Raw genomic sequence first — 19,877 nt, forward strand, 5'->3', positions numbered from 1 at the left:
CATGGTTTCCCGTAAGCCGTTCTATTTGCTGGTAGCCCTGCTGTACATTATCGGCCTGGGGATGACGATCTACCACCATATCGCGTTGGATGTGCCACTCACCCCCGGTGAAAAGCGCCAGATCTGGTCCATCGAAGCCAAGCTGGAGTTCGAGGCGACCGGTGATCCGGTGATCGCCTCTCTGGCCATCCCGGGCACCCAGCCCGGTTTCACCCTGATGAACGAGAACGCCGCCAGCCCGGGCTACGGCCTCTCCTTTGTCGAGAAAGATGGCGATGCCCGCGCCGAGTGGTCTATTCGCACCGCTTCCGGTCGCCAAGAGCTCTACTACCGCGTCGACATGATGGCGGATGCCCATGCCAAACCGGCTGCCAATCCACAGCCGCCCGCCATCGAGAAGCAGATCGAGAGTGAGCCCTACGCCACTGCGATGAAACAGATCGTGGAGCGGGCGCAAGAGCGCTCAGCGGATGGCTACACCCTGACTCGCGAGATCATCAAGGAAATCGAGAAGCAGGAGCAAAATGCCGAGCTGCTCAAAAAGAACAAGAGCCGTGCCAACCTGATCGCCGAGCTGCTCAACAATGCCGACGTACCGACCCGGGTGGTGCATGCACTGAACCTGGAAGATGGCCGCCGTCGTCAGGAGCTGGTGGATTACCTGCAAGTGTTCAACAGCCCGACCGACTACAAGCTGTTCAACCCGCAAACCGGTGAACAGGGCCGTCCTGCCAACCTGCTACTGTGGGAATACAACTCAGGCGCGCTGCTGGATGTGACCGGTGGTCACAACTCCCGTGTCAGCTTCTCGATGATCGAGCAAGAGCAACCGGTCAACGTGGCGCTGGCCCAGAAGTTCGAAAAATCCGAGATGATGAACTTCTCCATTCATAGCCTGCCGCTGGAAGAGCAGACCCTGTTCAAGGGCTTGCTGCTGATCCCGATTGGCGTGCTGATGGTGGTGTTCCTGCGGGTACTGGTGGGGATCAAAACCTCCGGCACCTTCATGCCGGTGCTGATCGCGGTCGCCTTTATCCAGACTTCGCTGGTCACCGGTCTCATCGGTTTCCTGCTGATTGTCGGCACCGGTCTCATCATCCGCTCCTACCTGTCGCGGCTTAACCTGCTGCTGGTTGCCCGAATATCGGCCATCATCATCATGGTGATTTCGATGATCGGTATCTTCTCGGCGTTCGCTTTCAAGCTGGGGCTGACCGATGGCATGAAGATCACCTTCTTCCCGATGATCATCCTCTCCTGGACCATCGAACGTATGTCGATCCTGTGGGAAGAAGAGGGCCCGAAAGAGGTGGTACGTCAGGGTGGTGGTTCACTGCTGGTCGCCGTTATCGCCTATCTGGCCATGGATAACGAGTTGATCCGTCACCTTACCTTCAACTTCCTCGGTCTGCAGCTGGTGCTGATGGCAACCGTGCTGTTGATGGGTAACTACACCGGCTACAAGCTGAGCGAACTGAAGCGCTTCAAGCCGCTGGTGGACGAGATGAAGTCAGGCGCCACCCCGGGTAAGGACAAGTAACAGATGTGGTTCTGGGAAAAATACACCACCCCGTGGAGCCTGTCCCAATCAGGCATCCTCGGTATGAACAAGCGTAACCACTCCTACATCAGCCGCTACAATCCGCGTAGCCTCTACCCGCTGGTGGATGACAAGCTGCAGACCAAGCGCATCGCGCTGGATGCCGGTGTCACCGTGCCTGAGCTGATCGGCACTATCCGTGCTCAGCACGATGTGGTGCGGATCACCAAGCTGGTCAAGGATTGGCCAGGGTTTTGTATCAAACCGGCACGCGGCTCGGGTGGCAAGGGGATCCTGGTGATATTGCGTCAGGAAGATGGCCTCTTCTACAAGCCCAACGGCAGTGCCTCCAACGGTCAGGATCTGGAGCGTCATGTCTCCAATATTCTGGCAGGGCTCTATTCGCTTGGCGGCAAGCCCGACGTGGCGCTGGTGGAAGGCCTCATCAACTTTGATGATGTGTTCGATGGCTACTCCTTCGAAGGGGTACCCGATGCCCGGGTGATCATCTTCAAGGGGTTCCCGGTAATGGCGATGATGCGCCTCTCTACCGCCGCCTCGGACGGCAAGGCGAACCTGCACCAGGGCGCCGTGGGGGTAGGCCTGTGCCTGCGTACCGGTCGTGCCCTGCGGGCAGTGCAGTTTGGCAATCCGCTACGCCACCACCCGGATACCGGCCTTGACCTCTATGACCTCAAGGTGCCCCACTGGGATACCCTGCTGACCTTGGCAGCATCCTGCTACGAAATGTCGGGTCTGGGCTATATCGGCACCGACATGGTGCTGGACAAGTTCCGCGGCCCCATGCTGCTGGAGCTCAATGCCCGTCCAGGTCTTGCCATCCAGATCGCCAACGGCCGCGGCTTGGTGCCCAATCTCAAGACCATCGAGAAGCTGGGCCAAGTGAAGATGAACGTGGAGCAGCGGGTCAACTTCGCCAAAGATCACTTCGGGATCTTTGACGAGTAGCCACAAGCAGATAGCAAAACGCGCCAACTGGCGCGTTTTTTTATGCCTAACCACTGGCTACCCCACTCTGATTGAGCCGCCATCACTTGGTTCTGCTGATCACAAACATAAAAAAACCGGCGCCTTGGCGCCGGTTCTTCAAATGGAGTGCGACCCGATTACAGGGAGTCAGCATTCTCGGACAGGTACTTGGCCACGCCATCCGGTGAAGCTGTCATGCCTTTTTTGCCTTTTTCCCACTGAGCCGGGCACACTTCGCCGTGCTCTTCGTGGAATTGCAGGGCATCGACCATGCGCAGCATCTCGTCGATGTTGCGGCCCAGCGGCAGATCGTTGACCACCTGGTGACGAACGACACCGTTCTTGTCGATCAGGAAGGAACCACGGAACGCCACACCGGCTTCCGGATGCTCAACGTCATAGGCTTTGCAGATTTCGTGTTTCACGTCAGCGATCAGCGGGTACTTGACCTGACCAATACCACCATCTTCCACTTTGGTGTTGCGCCATGCGTTGTGGGAGAACTGGGAATCGATGGAAACACCGATCACTTCCACGCCACGCTTCTGGAACTCTTCATAGCGGTGATCGAAGGCAATCAGCTCGGACGGGCAGACGAAGGTGAAATCGAGCGGATAGAAGAAGACAACGGCAGCTTTGCCTTTGATGTGGGATGACAGGTTGAATGAATCAACGATCTCGCCATTGCCCAGAACAGCTGCGGCGGTAAAATCGGGTGCGGGACGGCCTACCAATACCATATTCAATTCCTCTTTATGTGAAGTGAACAATCCGGTGAGGATTGGGCTACCTAGAGCCAAGTCCATCTAATTCAAGCGACAAACTATAGACCCGATGGTAGATTAGTAAATCAAATTAAATAGATAGCATTAATCGGGTTTTTCTATGCAACGTTGGCCCAGCCTCAAACAGCTGCAATATCTGGTTGCTCTCGACGAGCACAAGAACTTCAATCGCGCCGCCAAGGCCTGCCATGTCAGCCAGTCGACCCTGAGTACCGGGATCCAGACGCTGGAGGACATGATGAGCCTGCAACTGGTGGAACGGGACCACAAGAGCTTCATTATGACCCCAGTCGGCATGGAAATCGTCGAGCGAGCTCGCAATTTACTCTCCGATGCGCGGGATCTGATGGAGCTAGGACAACATCAGGGCGGCGTGATGCAGGGAACCGTGCGTCTTGGCTGTATTCCCACTATTGCCCCCTTCCTGCTCAGCAAACTGCTGAAAGTGTGCAGCAAGACCTATCCTGAGCTGGAATTGTTGCTGCGCGAAGACACCACCAGCAATCTGCTCAAACAGCTGGAGCAGGGGCAGCTCGATCTGCTGATCCTCGCCCTGCCCATCGAGATCGGCGGTTTTCACTGCAAGACAGTTGGTCAGGATCCCTTCCATATGGTGATGCCCGCCAGCATGGCGGCCGGTCTGCATACCCCGTTCGACTATAAAGAGCTGCCGAATCAAAGCATCTTTCTGCTGGAGCGGGAACACTGCCTCACCGAGCACGCGGTGAGCGCCTGCAGCTTGCGGGACAAGAGCAAGATCAACCCGTTCGCCGCTACCAGCCTGCATACCCTGGTACAGATGGTGGAAGCGGGTCTCGGCACCACCTTCTTGCCGCAGATGGCCATCGATGCCGGCATTCTCGCCAACTCCGATCTGGTAGCCATCCCGCTCCCCGGGGAGATGCCCTATCGCGAAATCGGACTGGTATGGCGCCCCAGCACCACCCGGGTGCAGACCTTCTACAAGCTGGCGGAACTGCTCAAACCGTTGATAACCCCTGCCTCATAACGCAGACGCCAGCCCTCGGGCTGGCTTTTTTTGAGCCCCCGCCGCATTTTTCCGCTCCGCTGCTAGGTATGGAGCCAGATCCCTGTTTATGATGGAAAAGTTGTCGCATCACCACCTCCGGCCCTACAACCAGGTGGTAGAACACAGCTGTTGATGTACTTTTCTATTGGTTAAACATGTCTGTGAAGAGAGCCCCGATGTATCGCAAGCTGTCGCTATTCCTGCTGACCCTGCTGCTGGTCGCCTGCTCCAGCACGCCGGAGCCGCCTCCGCCCCCCCGGCAGAGCAGTGCCTTTGATGGCTTCTACCAGCAGTGGCGTGGTGTCCCTTACCGGATGGGCGGCGCCAGCCGCGCCGGGCTCGACTGCTCCGCCTTCACCCAGCTCGCCTACAACCAGGTACTCGGCTTCAGCCTGCCAAGAACCACCGAGTCCCAGGCCAGCATAGGTAAGCCGGTGGATCGCTACCGCCTGCAACATGGGGACCTGGTCTTTTTCAAGACCGGCTGGCAGCAATACCATGTGGGGGTCTATACCGGTGCCGGCGAGTTTATCCACGCCTCCACCAGTAAAGGCGTTATCCGCTCCCGCCTCGACAACGTCTACTGGAACAGCCGCTACTGGCAAGCCCGCCGGGTGACCCAATAACGGGTCACCTAGCTCCTATCCCCCTTCTCACTGGTTCCCCCAGCACAGGTCGTGGCTATAGCCCCCCTGCGCTTATAACTCAATTGGCCCCAAAACCTGCAATTCACACCATTTCGTGATAAGGTGGTAGCCAATTTTTAACACCTTCGCACTGTTTTTATACGCCAGTTATCAGAATTGACAGTAAGTGTGGCGATAGAAACAACCGATCACCATCAGGCGTGGCGAAAGTGGCTGTGGTAACGCGCTCCGGGAAGGACCACCCACAGCAGCAATTTCAAAGGTTAAATGGATAAGGAGATCGTGCAATGAAACAGTATCAAAGCTGGCTGGGGCAATACCTGATGAGTCGCCGTGACGGTGACCACGCCATGGCATGCGAGATGGCGAGTTCCATCTGCGAGTTCTGGCAGCAACAGGGTGATGAAAACGAACTGGACAAGTGGCAGCAGATTTACCAAAACCACCTGGAAAAGACCACTTAACCCCACTTGCCACCTTGCTGCCAGCCATCCGGGGTGGCAGCAGGGCAACTCGCGGCCAACCACCATCAGCCAATTACTCTCTCCCAATATTCCAGCTACGTTAAACCACAACCTTCGTTAGCTCGCGCGTTACCGCCTGCATGTTGCTCTCTTGCGCACCAACCTCTGCTCATTTCATCTCGGCAGCCATCCCCTGCGCCCAGTCGATAAAGGCCTGGATCTTGGGACTCTCGCGATTGGGCAGGGTCGCCATGTAATAACGCTGCTCGCACTTGACCGCCAGCCCCGCAAAAGGGGCCACCAGCTCGTTGCGCGCCAGCCGCTTGCTCACCAGATTCTTGCGCCCCATAGCGATACCGGCGTGATTCATGGCGGCGATGATGGCGAGATCCGAGCGATCAAAACCCATGCTCAGCTGACATTCCTCTAGGCTGACCCCGGCATGGCGAGCCCAGCAGCTCCACTCGTCGGTATCCGAATCAAATCCCCATGCCTGCCGATCATGGAGCAGACGGCACAAGGACAAGTTGGCGGGATTGCCGACAAGCCCGTGCTGCTCGGCATATTCCGGGCTGCAGACCGGTAGCATGAACTCATCCATCAACGGATGGATGGCGAGCCGATCCGGGCTCTTCTCATCGAAATAGAGGGTCAAATCGATGCCATAACCGTGCAGGTTGATGTTCTCGTTGCCGGTGATGATATTGAGCTCGATCTGCGGATGCAGGCGGGAGAAGTCCGCCAGCCTTGGCACCAGCCAGCACTGGGCGATGGAGGGGCGCGAATAGATGGTGAGGGTGCCGGAGAGCTCCTGATTCTTGATCTCCAGGATCTCCTGATTGATGAACTCCAGCGAGGATTTGAGCGCCCAGAAGACTCGCTGCCCCTCCGCCGTCAGTACCACCTTGCGGTGAAAACGCTCAAAGAGCTTAAACCCCAGCTCCTCTTCCAGCGCACTGATCCGGTGGCTCACTGCACTGGGGCTCAGCGACAGCTCATCGGCCGCCATCGCAAACGATCCGTAGCGGGCGGCCGCCTCGAAGGTATGCAACTTGGCCAGCTGGTAGCCGCTCAGCAGCTTGTTGCGCGATATGTAATTATCCCCGTTATACATTCATCCACCCCTCTGCAATGGCCGCCGATGATACACCCGAATACCCGTTTTCAGGGTTACCAGAGAAGAACCAAAAAATCTGGTTTCGAGAAAATGTGATGAGTGTGGCGAATTAGCATCACCTCAGTTCACCCAAGAGCCGAATTTCATCATTTGTCAGAGACCCACCATTTTCATTCAATAGCGCATAAATAATCACACATAACAGATGTCGAGGCGCAGTATGAGTTCAGAATTGTGGGTCATCGCAACATTGCTGAGTAGCATCATTCTTATCGTGGTTACCATCGTGAAGGGCAAGGTGCATCCTTTCCTCGCCCTACTGCTGGCAAGCTTCTATGTCGGCACCATGATGGGGATGAACCCGGTCAACATGGTCAATGCCATGGAAGAGGGCATTGGTGGCACCCTGGGCTTTCTCGCTGCCGTCATCGGACTTGGCACCATACTCGGCAAAATGATGGAAGTATCTGGCGCGGCAGAGCGCATCGGTCTCGCCCTGCAGCAATGCCGCTGGCTTTCGCCCCAGGTCATCATGGTGCTGGTGGGTCTGGTGTGCGGCATCACCCTGTTTGTCGAAGTGGGGGTGGTGCTGCTCATCCCGCTCGCCTTCTCCATCGCCCGCAAAACCAGAACCTCATTGCTGACCTTGGCCATTCCGCTCTGCACCGCCCTGATGGCAGTGCACTGCATCGTGCCGCCTCACCCGGCCGCCCTCTATGTCACCAATCAACTGGGTGCCGATATCGGTTCCGTCATCGTCTATGGTCTGGCAGTCGGGCTGTTTGCCTCGCTGGTGGGCGGCCCGCTGTTCCTGAAACTGTTGGGCAAACGGGTACCGTTCAAAGAGGTGCCCGCCGCCTTTGCCGACATCAAGGCCCGCGATGAGGCAAGCCTCCCGACCCTGGGAGCCTCGCTCTTCACTGTGCTGCTGCCCATCCTGCTGATGCTGGCCAAGACAGTCGCCGAGCTCAACATGGATCACGCCAGCAACCTCTATGTCGTGCTGGAGTTTATCGGCAACCCCATCACCGCCATGTTTATCGCCGCCTTCACCGCCTATTACGTGCTGGGGATCCGCCAGCAGATGAAGATGGAAGGGCTGCTCAACAAGACCGAGGAGTGCTTCTCCTCCATCGCCAACATTCTGCTCATCATCGGGGCAGGTGGCGCCTTCAACGGGGTACTCAAAGCAAGCGGGCTGGGCGACTCTCTGGCCACCATCCTCTCCCAGCTGGACATGCACCCCATTCTGCTGGCCTGGCTGGTGGCCATCGTGTTGCACGCCGCCGTGGGCTCTGCCACCGTCGCCATGATGGGTGCCACCGCTATCGTCTCCCCCATCATGGTGCACTACCCGAATATCAGCCCGGAGATCATGACGCTGGCCATCGGCTCCGGCGCCATCGGCTGCACCATGGTGACCGACTCCCTGTTCTGGCTGGTCAAGCAGTATTGCGGTGCCACCCTGAACGAAACGCTCAAGTACTACACCACCGCCACCTTTGTTGCCTCCCTGATGGCACTGGCCGGTACTTTCCTGCTCTCCTGTATCGTGTAACAAGACCGAGAACCCCATGAAAAACATCGATGTACAACAGCTCACGACTCAATTTCCACTGGTGCAATCCCTGATCGCGCTCGAGCCGGTCAGCTGGTTCAACCCCAACGCCACCACCCTGGCAGTCGGTCTGCCCTATGTCGGGCTCGATAGCCGCAATGTGGCGGATGCCTCCGCCCGGCTCGCCCGCTTTGCCCCCTACATGTGCGAAGCTTTCCCCGAGACCCGCGCCAGCAACGGCATTCTGGAGTCAGAGATCGCCGCCATTCCGGCGATGCAACGTACCCTCAATGAACGGTACGGGGTCGAAGTGACCGGTAAGTTGCTTCTGAAAAAAGACAGTCACCTGCCCATCTCCGGCTCCATCAAGGCCCGTGGCGGTATCTACGAGGTGCTGACCCACGCCGAACAGCTGGCCATCAAGGCGGGACTGCTCTGCGAAGAGGATGACTACCGCAAGCTCTTTAGCGAGGAGTTTCGCCAGTTCTTCAGCCAGTACAGCATCGCGGTGGGCTCCACCGGCAACCTCGGCATGTCCATCGGCATCATGAGCGCCAAGCTGGGCTTTACCGTCACCGTCCATATGTCGGCCGATGCGCGGGAGTGGAAGAAGCGCAAGCTGCGCGAGCACGGGGTGATCGTGGTCGAATATGCCGAAGATTACGGAGTAGCAGTGGAGCAGGGGCGCAAAGAGGCCGAGCGCGATCCCAACTGCTTCTTTATCGATGACGAGAACTCCCGCACCCTGTTCCTCGGCTACTCGGTGGCGGGCGAGCGGGTGAAAAAGCAGTTCGACGAGATGGGCATCAAGGTGGATGCCGACCACCCGCTGTTCGTCTACCTCCCCTGCGGCGTAGGCGGCGGCCCGGGCGGGGTGGCCTTTGGCCTCAAGCTCGCCTTCGGTGACCACGTTCACTGTCTGTTTGCCGAGCCAACTCACTCCCCCTGCATGTTGCTGGGGGTCCACACCGGCCTGCACGATGCCATTGCGGTGCAAGATCTGGGCATCGACAACCTCACCGCCGCCGACGGCCTCGCGGTGGGGCGCGCCTCCGGTTTTGTCGGCCGCGCCATGGAGCGGCTGCTCGATGGTTTCTACACCCTGAGCGATCAGGAGATGTATGACCTGCTGGGGCTGCTGGCTCGCGATGAACAGATTGAACTCGAACCGTCCGCCCTGGCAGGTATGGCCGGTCCGTGGCGTGTGGCGGCCAATCCCGAGTGGCAAACCGGGCGCGGTTTCGATGCCGCAGCTATGGCACGGGCCACCCATCTGGTGTGGGCCACCGGCGGTGGCATGGTGCCCGCCGAAGAGATGGCAAAGTACCTAGCCAGCGCCCGGATCTAAGTAATATACCTGCATTTAGCAACAAACAAACCCGCCATCACGGCGGGTTTTCTGTGTTGGGAACAAGGGTATGGAGCAGATCCGTCGCAATCCGTGGCGACAATTCCCCCAAGTCGGTCATTTTTCGCCAAAATAGCGCTCATTTTTTGACATATCGCGTCACGTTCGCCGCCAGATTGCCCATCGGGCTCTCTGCCAGGGTCGTGATTTTGTACCATCATGCCTGATGATGTTACCCCCAATGTGAGCCGAGATGCTCCCGTCAAGGTAGGCACCATCAAGGGCACATGAGATAAGGAGATCGTGCAATGAAACAGTATCAAAGCTGGCTGGGGCAATACCTGATGAGTCGCCGTGACGGTGACCACGCCATGGCATGCGAGATGGCGAGTTCCATCTGCGAGTTCTGGCAGCAACAGGGGGATGAAAACGAACTGGACAAGTGGCAGCAGATTTACCAAAACCACCTGGAAAAGACCACTTAACTCCACTTGCCACCTTGCTGCCAGCCATCTGGTGTGGCAGCAGGGCCATAGCTTCCGTCGCGCCTTCTACCCCACACTCCCACTGCCTTAGCCCTGTTGCCAAGGGCTGTCGTCCAATGACAGAGCACTGAAGTCTTACCTCAGGATTGGCGCTGGTTGTCGAGCCAGTGCTGGATCAGAAATTCTTCATCAAGTGGCGAGAGATCAAAACGCAGGCTGGCCTCTTCAATGGCGGCGATATCATGCAGGTGGTGTTCACTGAGCCAGCGCACCGCACGACGTAGATCTTCACCATGGGGGAGCAGCAGATGGTCGCTCATGGGATACCTCCGGTAGACAGCAAGGCGGCCAGCGAAGGTGGCCACCTGTTTCAAGTCTAGTCGGTCAATCCCCATCACCCGCGTCTCTTCACACTCCCCCATCTATCACTTCGATCAGCGACCGAAAGCGCGCTGCCAATCCTGATCAAACTTCGCCAATGCCGCATCCACCGCAGGCACATTCAGCAACTGCTCCGCCACATCGAGCGGCAATGTGATGGATTGGCAACCGGCCAGCAGGCAGTCGAGCGCCTGACGGGGAGTGCGGAATGACGCCGCCAGCACCTTGCTGTTCGGTGCGTGCAGCTCAAGCAGCTGTTGCAGCTCCTGCACGGTGGCGATGCCATCGCCGCCCTGAGCGTCCAGCCGGTTAACGTAGGGAGCGACATATTCCGCCCCCGCCACCGCCGCCAGCCAGCCTTGCAGCGGGGTATAGACAGCCGTACCCAGGGTCGGCACGCCGTTGGCGGTCAGGCTCTTGATGGCCGCCAGCCCCTCTGCGCATACCGGGATCTTGATCACCAGATCCGGGTCCAGCTCACGCAGGGCAAATGCCTCACGCACCATCTCGGTTTCGGTTTTGGCCATCACCTGGGCAAACAGGCGCGCCTTGGGCCCCAGTACGTCGCGCAGGGCGGGCAGCAGCTCGGAGAGCGGCAATCCACCGGCGGCAGTAATGGAAGGATTGGTGGTGACACCGGCCAACGGCAGGATCCGTGACCAGCGACGCACTGCCGCCACATCGGCGGTATCGAGATATAGCTCCATCTCTAACTCCTTAACGGGATGTTTAATATGTCGCCATTCTAGCGATAAAACATCTGCGAAATACTTGATCGAAATCAAATCAACTTTCGAATGAAAGCAAATAGAATAAAAAACAAAAGGAGGCGGTATGATTTTCGACCTGCAACGATATTCAACTCACGATGGCCCCGGCATTCGCACCCTGGTGTTTCTCAAGGGGTGCTCGCTAGCTTGCCTGTGGTGTCAAAACCCGGAAAGCCGCTCTCTCAAGCCGGACATACTACTCGACCGGCGCCAATGCATCGAGGGATGCCAGCTCTGCAGCCAGACCTGTCCGGCAATCTTGCGTGACAGCGAAGGCATCCAGCTCACCCGTTCAGCCCTCAAGGCCGACGATATGGAACGGCTGCGCGGCCTCTGCCCCAGCGAAGCGCTGCAGGTGTGCGGCCGGGATGAAACCCTGGACACCCTGATGGACACCATCTTGCGGGATCGCCCCTTCTTCGAACGGAGCGGCGGTGGCGTCACTCTCTCCGGTGGCGAGCCTTTTATGCAGCCCGACTTTGCCGCTGCCCTGCTGGCCCGCTGCAAGGCCGAAGGGCTGCACACTGCGGTCGAGAGCTGCCTCCATGTGCCCTGGCACCAGATTGAGCCAAGCCTCCCCTCACTGGATCTGGTGCTGGCGGATCTCAAACACGTGGATAAAGAACGTTTCTTCAACTGGACCCGCGGCAAGGTGGAGCTGCCCATCGCGAACCTCAAACGCTTGGCCGAGCACGGCGTGCCGATGCAGATCCGGGTGCCGCTCATTCCCGGCTTCAATGCCGACCGCGAATCGATCACCGCCATCACCGACACCGCCGCCAGTCTCGGCACGGTGCAGGAGATCCACTTCCTCCCCTACCACACGCTGGGGATGGGCAAATATGCCCTGCTGGATCTGCCCTATCAGGCGCCGGAGACACCCCTCGACGACCCCGATTTACTCAACTTTGCCCACGCATACGCCCAACGTCAGGGGCTGACCCCTGTGACCAGAGGATAAGATCATGACCCAGCTCGACCTCAATACCCTCAGCCCGCGGATCCGCGCCCACAAAGAGAGCCTGATCCACATCGTTCAGCCACCGGTCTGCACCGAGCGTGCCCGCCACTACACACAGGCCTATCAGGCTCATCTCGCCCGGCCGCTGCCGGTGCGCCGAGCTCTGGCGCTGGCCCATCACCTCAAGGAACGCTCCATCTGGATCAAGCACGAGGAGCTGATCGTCGGCAACCAGGCCAGTCAGGTGCGGGCGGCGCCGCTGTTTCCCGAATACACGGTGAGCTGGATTGAGAAGGAGATCGACGAGCTGGCAGACCGCCCCGGCGCCGGTTTTGCGGTCAGCGAAACCGACAAAGAGATCATCCACGCCCTCACCCCCTTCTGGCGCGGCCAGACGGTGCAGGATCGCTGCTTCGGCCTCTTTACCGATGAGCAGAAAGCGCTGCTGGAGAGCGGCATCATCAAGGCCGAGGGCAACATGACCTCGGGGGATGCCCACCTCGCGGTCAACTATGAGGAGCTGCTCACGCTGGGGCTCGATGGCTTCAAGGTCAAGGTGGCCGAGCGGCGCAGTCGGCTGGATCTGGCGGATTGGGCCGACCTGCAACGCGAGCAGTTCTTGCACGCCGTCGCCATCACCCTGGATGCGGTCAGCGAGCACATCGCGCGTTACGCCACTCTTGCCAGTGATATGGCCCGCGACATGGCTGCGCAAGAGCCGCGCCCCGAGCGCCAAAGCGAACTTGAGACCATAGCGCTCAACTGTTCCCACATCGCCCACCAGCCCCCCGAGACTTTCTGGCAGGCGCTGCAGCTCTGCTACTTTATCCAGCTCATTCTGCAGATCGAATCCAACGGCCACTCGGTGTCGTTTGGCAGGATGGATCAGTACCTCTACCCCTGGTATCGCCGCGAAGTAGAGCTGTCGGAATCCCTGCCGCGTGAGCGCGCCATCGAACTGCTGCAAGGGTGCTGGCTCAAGTTGCTGGAGGTGAACAAGATCCGCTCCGGCACCCACTCCAAAGCCTCCGCCGGCAGCCCGCTCTATCAAAACGTCACCATCGGCGGCCAGAACTGGCGGGATGGCAGTGCCCATGACGCGGTCAACGGCCTCTCCTACGCCATTCTGGAGTCCTGCGGCCAATTGCGATCCACCCAGCCCAACCTCTCGGTGCGCTACCACGCCGGGATGAGCGAGGATTTCCTCGACGCCTGCATTCAGGTGATCCGCTGCGGCTTTGGCATGCCCGCCTTCAACAACGACGAGGTGGTGATCCCCGAGTTCATCAAACTCGGGGTGAGCGTGGAGGATGCCCACCACTACGCCGCCATCGGCTGCATCGAGACCGCTGTGCCCGGCAAGTGGGGCTACCGCTGCACCGGCATGAGCTTTATCAACTTCGCCCGCATCCTGCTGGCCTCCCTCGATGGTGGCCGCGATGCCACCACCGGCAAGGTATTCCTGCCCCAAGCCCAGTCACTGCGGGAAGGGACCTTTGATAACTTTGACGAGGTGATGGCCCGCTGGGATGAGCAGGTGCGCTACTTCACCCGCAAATCCATCGAGATCGACTGCGTGGTCGACAGCGTGCTGGAAGCACAGGCCCACGACATCCTCTGCAGCACTTTGGTGGATGACTGCATCGAGCGCGGCAAGACCGTCAAAGAGGGGGGCGCCGTCTATGACTGGGTATCCGGTCTGCAGGTGGGGATTGCCAACCTCGGCAACAGTCTGGCGGCTCTGAAGAAACTGGTGTTCGAACAGGGTGTGGTGGATCAGGCTGAACTGGCTGCCGCGCTGGAGCAAGACTTTGCCGGGCTGGCAGGGGAGCAGCTGCGCCAACGCCTCACCAACGCCGCCCCCAAATATGGCAACGATCTGGACGAGGTAGACCTGCTGCTGGTGCAGGCTTACCAGAGCTACATCGACGAGCTCAAGGGGCTGCACAACACCCGCTTCGGCCGCGGCCCCATCGGCGGTACCTACTACGCCGGTACCTCCTCCATCTCCGCCAACGTACCGTTCGGTGCGGCTACCTTGGCCACCCCGGATGGCCGCCACGCCCGTACCCCGCTGGCGGAAGGGGCCAGCCCATCCTCGGGTTCGGATCGTCTCGGCCCGACGGCAGTGTTCAACTCCATCGGCAAGCTGCCCACGGCAGCCATCCTCGGCGGGGTGCTGCTCAACCAGAAGCTGAGTCCGGCCAGCCTTGAGAACGAGCGGGACAAAACCAAGCTGATGAGCCTGCTGCGCACCTTCTTCGAGGTACACAAGGGGTGGCACGTGCAGTACAACATCGTCTCGCGGGAGACCCTGCTGGCGGCCAAGGCCAATCCGGATCAGTACCGGGATCTGGTGGTGCGGGTGGCGGGCTATTCGGCCTTCTTCACCGCCTTATCCCCGGATGCGCAAGATGATATCATCGCCCGCACCGAGCACAGTCTCTGACGGGGCGCTCCCCATGGCGCCTGTGACGTCATATGATTGGCAAGCCACCCCACGGGTGGCTTGCCGCTATCCACCACCTTGCATGCGAGCGCACCATGAACCCACGCCACCAACTGATCCTCACTCTGGTCCATCAGGCTCGCAAGATGAGCGTGAGTGAACTCTCCCAACACACCGGCGTGTCGGAGGTGACGGTGCGCAACGACCTCACCGCGCTGGAGAAACAGGGGCTGCTCAGACGGGTACACGGCTCTGCCATGGCGCTGGAGACCGATGACCCGGATGCCCGAATGAACATCAACTACCTGCTCAAGGAGCGCCTCGCCGAACGGGCCGCCCAGCTGGTGGAAGATGGCGAGACGGTCTTTATCGAAGGGGGCAGCGCCAACGCCATGCTGGCGCGCCATCTGGCACTGCACAAACGGGTCACCATCATCACCATCAGCAGCTATATCGCCCACCTGCTCAAAGACACCCCGGCTCAGGTGGTGCTGCTCGGCGGACTGTTCCAGCATCAGAGCGAAAGCGTGGTGGGGCCGCTGACCCGCCTCTGTATCGAGCAGGTACACTTCTCCAAGGCCTTTATCGGGGTCGACGGTTTTCACCCCGAGGTGGGCTTTACCGGCCGCGACATGATGCGGGCCGACGTGGTCAACAGCGTGCTGGCCAAGGGAGTGACCAATGTGGTGATCACCGACAGCAGCAAGTTTGGCGCCATCCACCCGAGTCAACTTGGCGCGCCGGGCCAGATCAGCGTGCTGGTCACCGACGATGCCCTGCCCGCCCCCATGCGGGCGGCTATCGCGGCCCGCGGCATAGCCCTGCATTGCGTTACCGCCTGATCTGCCCTGACCTTGCCACCAGAACCCGCCACCGGCCCCTCTACCAGGAACGCCCAAACGGGTCTTTAGCCTTGACACTCACCACATGCCCAAGGGTATGCTCCCCCTCTTGCCGATCGCGCCGGGCTGTGTAAACCCACCCGCTCGCCGCACTGCTGATGACAGGGATTTCAACCATGCAAACCAAGGACAAGTGTCTGGCCGCTCTGGTCATCCTCTGCTGGGGGCTCAACTTCGTCGCCATCAAGTGGGGGCTGGAGGGCATTCCCCCCCTGCTGCTGGGTGCGCTGCGCTTTATCGGTGTGGTCTTTCCCGCCATTTTGCTGGTGCCCAAGCCCGCCATGCCCTGGCGCTGGCTGCTGGCCTACGGCGGCGCTATCAGTCTGGGCCAGTTCGCGTTTCTGTTCAGTGCCATGAAGTTCGGCATGCCGGCGGGCATGGCCTCGCTGGTGCTGCAATCCCAGGTAGTGTTCACTCTGCTGTTTGCCATGATCTGGCTCGGGGAGCGCTGGCAACCCCACCACTGGGTGGCACTGCCTTTGGCGGGGTGCGGCCTCTATCTCATCGCCACTCACGGTGAAGGCAACCTGACCTTGCTCGGGTTTATCCTGACGCTGTGCGCCGCAGCCTGCTGGGGCCTTGGCAACGTCATCAATCGCCAGATTGGTCTGCGCTATCACACCTCCCTGCCCAGCCTGATCGCCTGGGGTGGGCTGGTGCCCATACTGCCGTTTTTCGCCCTCTCCTGGCTGTTCGAAGGGCCGGAACTGATTGCCAGCAGCCTGCTCAACTTCAGCTGGCAGGGATTGTTGTGCGTGCTTTATCTCTCGTATGTCGCGACCTGGCTGGGTTACGGCCTGTGGGGACGGCTGCTGATGCGCTATCCGGTGGCGCAGGTGGCACCGCTCTCCCTGCTGATCCCCTGTGTCGGCATGGTGGCGGCCGCCCTGCTGCTTGACGAACACCCGACTACCTTGCAGTGGCTGGGCTCAGCTCTGGTGCTGCTTGGCTTTGTGGTGCATCTGCTGGGTAGCCGACTGCGCTGGTTCAAACCACAGAGTGCGACACGATGAGCGCCTGCCAATTTGCGCTATTTCATTGACCTGACAGGATAAAATTTTCATGATGAGCCAGTCCCCATCGGGACTGACATCACCAGCGCGTGAGCTGCAGGAAGCAGACTTTCAGGAGAGCAAGGACATGCCATCGACCATCACCGCCGGGGGGCGCCGCCTCCCCCCTATCATTCGCGCCACCGCCATCACCCTGACCCTGTGCTGGAGCCCGTTTGGCTGGAGTGCCACGCTGCCCGCTGACTTGAAGTGGGAGAGCAACAACACGGATCCGCTCTATGCCGATCCGGCCGCCAAGGGCGGCGGCACCTTTCGCACCTTTATGACCAGCTTCCCCCTGACCCTGCGCAAATATGGCCCCGACTCCAACGGCGGCTTTGCCGGTTACGTGCGGGAGTCCAACCTGCCACTGCTGAGCACCCACCCCGTCACCGGCAACCCCATGCCGATGCTGGCAAACGAGTGGGCTTTCGGGGCTGACCACAAGACCCTCTATTTTCGCATCAATCCCAAGGCGCGCTGGTCAGACGGTCAACCGGTCACCGCCGATGACTGGCTCTTTACCCTCAAGATGATGCGCAGCAAGGAGATCAACGACCCCTGGTACAACAACTACTACAGCACCCAGATAACCGATATCACCAAGTTTGATGATCACACCCTGGCCATCACCAGCGGCACCGAAAAGAGCCGCCAGGATCTGCTCGAATCACTGCCCATCAGCCCGGAGCCAAGCCACGCCATCAAGCTCACCGCCAACTGGGTCAAGGAGTACAACTGGAAGGTGTTGCCGGTCACCGGCCCCTATCAGCTCGATCAGGTGAAAAAGGGCAAGTCGGTCACCTTCAAACGGATTGAAAACTGGTGGGGGGATGACGAGCGTTACTTCCAGCATCGCTTCAATCCCGCGCGGATCGAGATCAAGGTGCTCAGGGATCTGAACATCGCCTGGCAGCACTTCCTGCGCGGCGATCTCGACAGCTTCCCGCTGGTGATGCCCAACTGGTGGCACGACAAAACCAAAACCGCAGAGTTCGAAAAGGGTTATATCGCGCGTATCTGGTTCTACAACCAGACCCCGCAATCGCCGATGGGGCTCTATCTCAACACCGCCGATCCGCTGCTCAAAGATCTCAATGTGCGGCTCGGGATCCAGCATGCCCTCAACCTCGACAAGATGCTCACCACCCTGCTGCGGGGGGACTACCAGCGCCTCAACAGCTACGGCTCCGGTCAGGGGGAGTTTACCAACAGCGAGATCAAGGCCCGTCCGTTCGATCCCAAACTGGCACGGCAATACTTTGCCAAAGCCGGTTTCAACAAGGCGGGGCCGCAAGGGATTTTGCAAAACGACAAAGGCCAATCACTGACCCTCGCCATCACCTACACCACCGCAGAGCACGCCCAGCGGCTCACTTTGCTGCGGGAAGAGGCCAAGAAGGCGGGGCTTAATCTCGAGCTCAATCTGATGGATGCCTCGGCCGGCTTCAAATCGATGCTGGAGAAAAAGCACCAGAGTGCCTGGATGGCCTGGAGCGGCGGCCGCTACCCCGCCTATTGGGAGTTCTTCCACAAGGTTAACGCCCACAAGCCGCAAACCAACAACATCATGAACATCGATGATGATGCCATCACAGCGCTGGTGGAGCAGTATGACAAGGAGTTCGACTTTGCCAAAAAAGCGGCCCTGTCGCGGCAGATCCAGCAGCGGCTCTATGAGCTGGCCAGCTTCGTGCCCGCCTATCAGGTGCCCTACACCCGGGAAGGGGCCTGGCGCTGGCTCAAGCTGCCCAAGGTGCCCGCAACCCCCAAGAGCGAGTTGCTCTACTGGCCCCTCGGTGGCGACAACAGCGGTTACAGCTATGGCGGCCTGTTGTGGATCGACCAACAGGTGAAAACTGAAACAAAAGCAGCCATCAAGAGCGGCCAGACCTTCCCTGCCGATCCCATTATTGACACCACCTATCGCCAGCCCTGATAGCGACAGTTCACTCGGCAAAAGGCCTTAAAACAAAAGACCCCGCTAGCTAGCGGGGTCTTTGTTGGCAACCGGTGTTGCGAATGCAGCGGTGATCAGGCGCGCTTGGCCTGCTTCTCGGCGATGGCGTCAGCCACGTCGCCCGGCTCCAGTACGATGCCTTCCTGATCCGGGGTCGGGAACACGGCAACACACAGCTCGTCCTGCTCCATACCGTCAACCCAGCGCTCCAGCCACACCTTGAGGGTGATGGACTGCGGCTTGCACTCAGCCCACTCCCCTTCGGCCCACGCCTGGGCGTACTCAGGGTGCGGCCATACCGGGATGCAATCTTCATCGTCGGTGGTCAGCATCATGACGCCATGTTCGTCGGTCAAAACAAACAGCTCTTCATGCTCGACCAGCTTGCTGATGAAGTGCTCGTAACGGTAGTCAGCATTCAGTTGCAGCGCGGCATTGCGCTCGGTGTCACTCAGTTCATAGCTCATTGGCCAAGTCTCTCTCTCGATAAAGGGCGTCATGTTCACATCTTGTCGGCAGCTTGTCCAGCTTGCACCCACGCCAGGATGGCGGGATCGCACTACGAATATGCGCGAGTAATGCACTCACTTTGCGCGGCTGCCGCCCATAAGGATAGAGCAATCCCACCTGCCAGGGCGCAGCCTGCCATCCGGGCAAGCAAGACACCAGGCTATCCGGATGAGCCTGGTTCAACGCCCGGACACGGATATCTGGCACAATGCCGATACCTCGTCCACGGCACATGGCGCTCATCCTCATGCCGACATCATCAAACAGCAAACGGGCAGAGGTTGGCTGGCACAGATACTCTCCTTGCTGCCGATGCCGTAGTAGCACCCCCTCGCTGACACACAGCTCCCCACCGATCCAGTCATGGGTGATCAGATCTCCGGGATGCAGCAACGGCGGTTGCTGTGCCAGATATTCGGGACTGGCATAGAGTGACGCAGGCAGTTGCACCAACGACTCGTATCGCAGGTCACTCTCGGGATCGGCACCAAACCAGCACCAGATAGCACCCTGGCTGGCACCATTTACGGGAAGCTTATCCTCGGTTTTGAGGGTGATCCGCGCCCCCGGGTAGCGATCCAGAAATGACTCCAGCGCGGCCACAAACCATGGCTCGGCACAGACGGGATGACAGCGCACCTGCAGCTCCCCGCTCACCTCTTCCCGCAGATCCTCTATCACCTGCAACCCTTGCTGCGAGAGTCGCAACATTTGCCGGGCATAGGATTCAAATAGCCGACCGGCTTCGGTTAACTGCAGCCGATTGCTTTGACGACGTAATAACGGCTGGCCAACCCGCTGCTCCAGTTGGGTAAGGCGCCGACTCATGGTCGATTTCGGCATGCCAAGGGTATCGGCGGCAGCCGTCAGCCCACCGCGATCGACCACGGCACAAAATATTTTTATCTCGATCAGATCCAGCATTCAG

At 59.4% G+C, this 19,877-nt stretch carries 19 protein-coding genes; 13 read left to right on the forward strand and 6 right to left on the reverse strand.

From position 1 onward, the window contains the following. Position 1: 1 nt before the first annotated feature. Positions 2–1,540: an inactive transglutaminase family protein gene (locus BN4575_RS04080; protein ID WP_068977245.1), complete on the forward strand. Its 1,539-nt coding sequence runs from the start codon at positions 2–4 to the stop codon at positions 1,538–1,540. Between the two features lie 3 nt (positions 1,541–1,543). Further along, a complete protein-coding gene (locus BN4575_RS04085; protein WP_042021312.1) occupies positions 1,544–2,509 on the forward strand; it encodes an alpha-L-glutamate ligase-like protein in 966 nt (321 codons plus the stop codon). A 158-nt stretch (positions 2,510–2,667) separates the two neighbouring features. On the opposite strand, the gene BN4575_RS04090 is transcribed toward BN4575_RS04085, so the two are convergent. Further along, positions 2,668–3,270, reverse strand: coding sequence for a peroxiredoxin C (locus BN4575_RS04090; protein WP_068977246.1), 603 nt, complete (start codon positions 3,268–3,270; stop codon positions 2,668–2,670). A gap of 145 nt (positions 3,271–3,415) precedes the next feature. Between BN4575_RS04090 and BN4575_RS04095 the strand changes: the two genes are divergently transcribed. The 3 genes from BN4575_RS04095 (at position 3,416) to BN4575_RS21630 (ending at position 5,456) form a co-directional block, all read left to right on the forward strand. After that, a complete protein-coding gene (locus BN4575_RS04095; protein ID WP_042021308.1) occupies positions 3,416–4,324 on the forward strand; it encodes a hydrogen peroxide-inducible genes activator in 909 nt (302 codons plus the stop codon). A gap of 197 nt (positions 4,325–4,521) precedes the next feature. Then, positions 4,522–4,971, forward strand: a complete 450-nt coding sequence (locus tag BN4575_RS04100; RefSeq protein WP_068977247.1) for a C40 family peptidase — start codon at positions 4,522–4,524, stop codon at positions 4,969–4,971. A gap of 308 nt (positions 4,972–5,279) precedes the next feature. Next, positions 5,280–5,456, forward strand: a complete 177-nt coding sequence (locus tag BN4575_RS21630; protein ID WP_005337704.1) for a hypothetical protein — start codon at positions 5,280–5,282, stop codon at positions 5,454–5,456. 169 nt (positions 5,457–5,625) lie between these two features. Here BN4575_RS21630 and dsdC read toward each other — a convergent pair whose 3' ends face one another. Next, positions 5,626–6,570 (reverse strand): DNA-binding transcriptional regulator DsdC, encoded by a 945-nt coding sequence (gene dsdC, locus BN4575_RS04105; RefSeq protein ID WP_068977248.1) that lies wholly within the window; start codon positions 6,568–6,570, stop codon positions 5,626–5,628. Positions 6,571–6,793: 223 nt separating this feature from the next. Here dsdC and dsdX point away from each other — a divergent pair, with 223 nt between their 5' ends. The 3 genes from dsdX (at position 6,794) to BN4575_RS21635 (ending at position 9,964) form a co-directional block, all read left to right on the forward strand. Next, entirely contained in the window at positions 6,794–8,131 is a 1,338-nt protein-coding gene (gene dsdX, locus BN4575_RS04110) for a D-serine transporter DsdX (protein ID WP_068977249.1), read from the forward strand. 16 nt (positions 8,132–8,147) lie between these two features. Next, the gene (locus BN4575_RS04115) at positions 8,148–9,479 is read left to right on the forward strand and encodes a D-serine ammonia-lyase (RefSeq protein ID WP_068977250.1); all 1,332 of its coding nucleotides are present in this window, start codon (positions 8,148–8,150) and stop codon (positions 9,477–9,479) included. Between the two features lie 308 nt (positions 9,480–9,787). Continuing rightward, positions 9,788–9,964, forward strand: a complete 177-nt coding sequence (locus BN4575_RS21635; protein WP_005337704.1) for a hypothetical protein — start codon at positions 9,788–9,790, stop codon at positions 9,962–9,964. Positions 9,965–10,104: 140 nt separating this feature from the next. On the opposite strand, the gene BN4575_RS04120 is transcribed toward BN4575_RS21635, so the two are convergent. Both BN4575_RS04120 and fsa read right to left on the reverse strand, forming a co-directional pair. After that, positions 10,105–10,284: a hypothetical protein gene (locus tag BN4575_RS04120; protein ID WP_042021305.1), complete on the reverse strand. Its 180-nt coding sequence runs from the start codon at positions 10,282–10,284 to the stop codon at positions 10,105–10,107. Between the two features lie 114 nt (positions 10,285–10,398). Further along, entirely contained in the window at positions 10,399–11,052 is a 654-nt protein-coding gene (gene fsa, locus BN4575_RS04125; protein WP_068977251.1) for a fructose-6-phosphate aldolase, read from the reverse strand. A 127-nt stretch (positions 11,053–11,179) separates the two neighbouring features. Between fsa and BN4575_RS04130 the strand changes: the two genes are divergently transcribed. The 5 genes from BN4575_RS04130 to BN4575_RS04150 all read left to right on the forward strand — a co-directional run bounded on the left by BN4575_RS04130 (position 11,180) and on the right by BN4575_RS04150 (position 18,418). Continuing rightward, on the forward strand, positions 11,180–12,076 hold the full coding sequence (locus tag BN4575_RS04130; RefSeq protein ID WP_068977252.1) for a glycyl-radical enzyme activating protein: 897 nt from the start codon (positions 11,180–11,182) through the stop codon (positions 12,074–12,076). Positions 12,077–12,080: 4 nt separating this feature from the next. Then, positions 12,081–14,525 (forward strand): formate C-acetyltransferase/glycerol dehydratase family glycyl radical enzyme, encoded by a 2,445-nt coding sequence (locus tag BN4575_RS04135; RefSeq protein ID WP_068977253.1) that lies wholly within the window; start codon positions 12,081–12,083, stop codon positions 14,523–14,525. Between the two features lie 95 nt (positions 14,526–14,620). Beyond that, positions 14,621–15,367 carry a DeoR/GlpR family DNA-binding transcription regulator gene (locus BN4575_RS04140; RefSeq protein WP_068977254.1) on the forward strand — a complete coding sequence of 249 codons (747 nt, stop codon included), beginning with the start codon at positions 14,621–14,623 and terminating at the stop codon, positions 15,365–15,367. Between the two features lie 176 nt (positions 15,368–15,543). Then, positions 15,544–16,440 carry an EamA family transporter gene (locus BN4575_RS04145; protein ID WP_068977255.1) on the forward strand — a complete coding sequence of 299 codons (897 nt, stop codon included), beginning with the start codon at positions 15,544–15,546 and terminating at the stop codon, positions 16,438–16,440. A gap of 127 nt (positions 16,441–16,567) precedes the next feature. Next, a complete protein-coding gene (locus BN4575_RS04150; protein WP_068977289.1) occupies positions 16,568–18,418 on the forward strand; it encodes an extracellular solute-binding protein in 1,851 nt (616 codons plus the stop codon). A gap of 95 nt (positions 18,419–18,513) precedes the next feature. Here the strand turns inward: BN4575_RS04150 and BN4575_RS04155 are convergent, their stop codons facing one another. Both BN4575_RS04155 and BN4575_RS04160 read right to left on the reverse strand, forming a co-directional pair. Then, positions 18,514–18,906 (reverse strand): DUF2750 domain-containing protein, encoded by a 393-nt coding sequence (locus BN4575_RS04155; protein WP_042021294.1) that lies wholly within the window; start codon positions 18,904–18,906, stop codon positions 18,514–18,516. Beyond that, positions 18,896–19,873: a LysR family transcriptional regulator gene (locus BN4575_RS04160; protein WP_068977256.1), complete on the reverse strand. Its 978-nt coding sequence runs from the start codon at positions 19,871–19,873 to the stop codon at positions 18,896–18,898. Before BN4575_RS04160 ends, BN4575_RS04155 begins: the two co-directional genes overlap by 11 nt. Between the last annotated feature and the right edge of the window lie 4 nt (positions 19,874–19,877).

It is taken from the genome of Aeromonas sp. EERV15 (assembly GCF_900079845.1).
Taxonomy (GTDB): Bacteria; Pseudomonadota; Gammaproteobacteria; order Enterobacterales; family Aeromonadaceae; genus Aeromonas; species Aeromonas sobria.

What these genes read in the sequence shown, in the direction of transcription:
- BN4575_RS04095 (WP_042021308.1), top strand. Translation starts at nt 3,416, where the DNA reads ATGCAACGTTGGCCCAGCCTCAAACAGCTGCAATATCTGGTTGCTCTC.
- BN4575_RS04090 (WP_068977246.1), bottom strand. Translation starts at nt 3,270, where the DNA reads ATGGTATTGGTAGGCCGTCCCGCACCCGATTTTACCGCCGCAGCTGTT.
- BN4575_RS04120 (WP_042021305.1), bottom strand. Translation starts at nt 10,284, where the DNA reads ATGAGCGACCATCTGCTGCTCCCCCATGGTGAAGATCTACGTCGTGCG.
- BN4575_RS04155 (WP_042021294.1), bottom strand. Translation starts at nt 18,906, where the DNA reads ATGAGCTATGAACTGAGTGACACCGAGCGCAATGCCGCGCTGCAACTG.
- BN4575_RS04145 (WP_068977255.1), top strand. Translation starts at nt 15,544, where the DNA reads ATGCAAACCAAGGACAAGTGTCTGGCCGCTCTGGTCATCCTCTGCTGG.
- BN4575_RS04130 (WP_068977252.1), top strand. Translation starts at nt 11,180, where the DNA reads ATGATTTTCGACCTGCAACGATATTCAACTCACGATGGCCCCGGCATT.
- BN4575_RS21635 (WP_005337704.1), top strand. Translation starts at nt 9,788, where the DNA reads ATGAAACAGTATCAAAGCTGGCTGGGGCAATACCTGATGAGTCGCCGT.
- BN4575_RS21630 (WP_005337704.1), top strand. Translation starts at nt 5,280, where the DNA reads ATGAAACAGTATCAAAGCTGGCTGGGGCAATACCTGATGAGTCGCCGT.
- BN4575_RS04135 (WP_068977253.1), top strand. Translation starts at nt 12,081, where the DNA reads ATGACCCAGCTCGACCTCAATACCCTCAGCCCGCGGATCCGCGCCCAC.
- BN4575_RS04115 (WP_068977250.1), top strand. Translation starts at nt 8,148, where the DNA reads ATGAAAAACATCGATGTACAACAGCTCACGACTCAATTTCCACTGGTG.
- BN4575_RS04160 (WP_068977256.1), bottom strand. Translation starts at nt 19,873, where the DNA reads ATGCTGGATCTGATCGAGATAAAAATATTTTGTGCCGTGGTCGATCGC.
- BN4575_RS04080 (WP_068977245.1), top strand. Translation starts at nt 2, where the DNA reads ATGGTTTCCCGTAAGCCGTTCTATTTGCTGGTAGCCCTGCTGTACATT.
- BN4575_RS04150 (WP_068977289.1), top strand. Translation starts at nt 16,568, where the DNA reads ATGCCATCGACCATCACCGCCGGGGGGCGCCGCCTCCCCCCTATCATT.
- dsdC (WP_068977248.1), bottom strand. Translation starts at nt 6,570, where the DNA reads ATGTATAACGGGGATAATTACATATCGCGCAACAAGCTGCTGAGCGGC.
- fsa (WP_068977251.1), bottom strand. Translation starts at nt 11,052, where the DNA reads ATGGAGCTATATCTCGATACCGCCGATGTGGCGGCAGTGCGTCGCTGG.
- BN4575_RS04140 (WP_068977254.1), top strand. Translation starts at nt 14,621, where the DNA reads ATGAACCCACGCCACCAACTGATCCTCACTCTGGTCCATCAGGCTCGC.
- BN4575_RS04085 (WP_042021312.1), top strand. Translation starts at nt 1,544, where the DNA reads ATGTGGTTCTGGGAAAAATACACCACCCCGTGGAGCCTGTCCCAATCA.
- BN4575_RS04100 (WP_068977247.1), top strand. Translation starts at nt 4,522, where the DNA reads ATGTATCGCAAGCTGTCGCTATTCCTGCTGACCCTGCTGCTGGTCGCC.
- dsdX (WP_068977249.1), top strand. Translation starts at nt 6,794, where the DNA reads ATGAGTTCAGAATTGTGGGTCATCGCAACATTGCTGAGTAGCATCATT.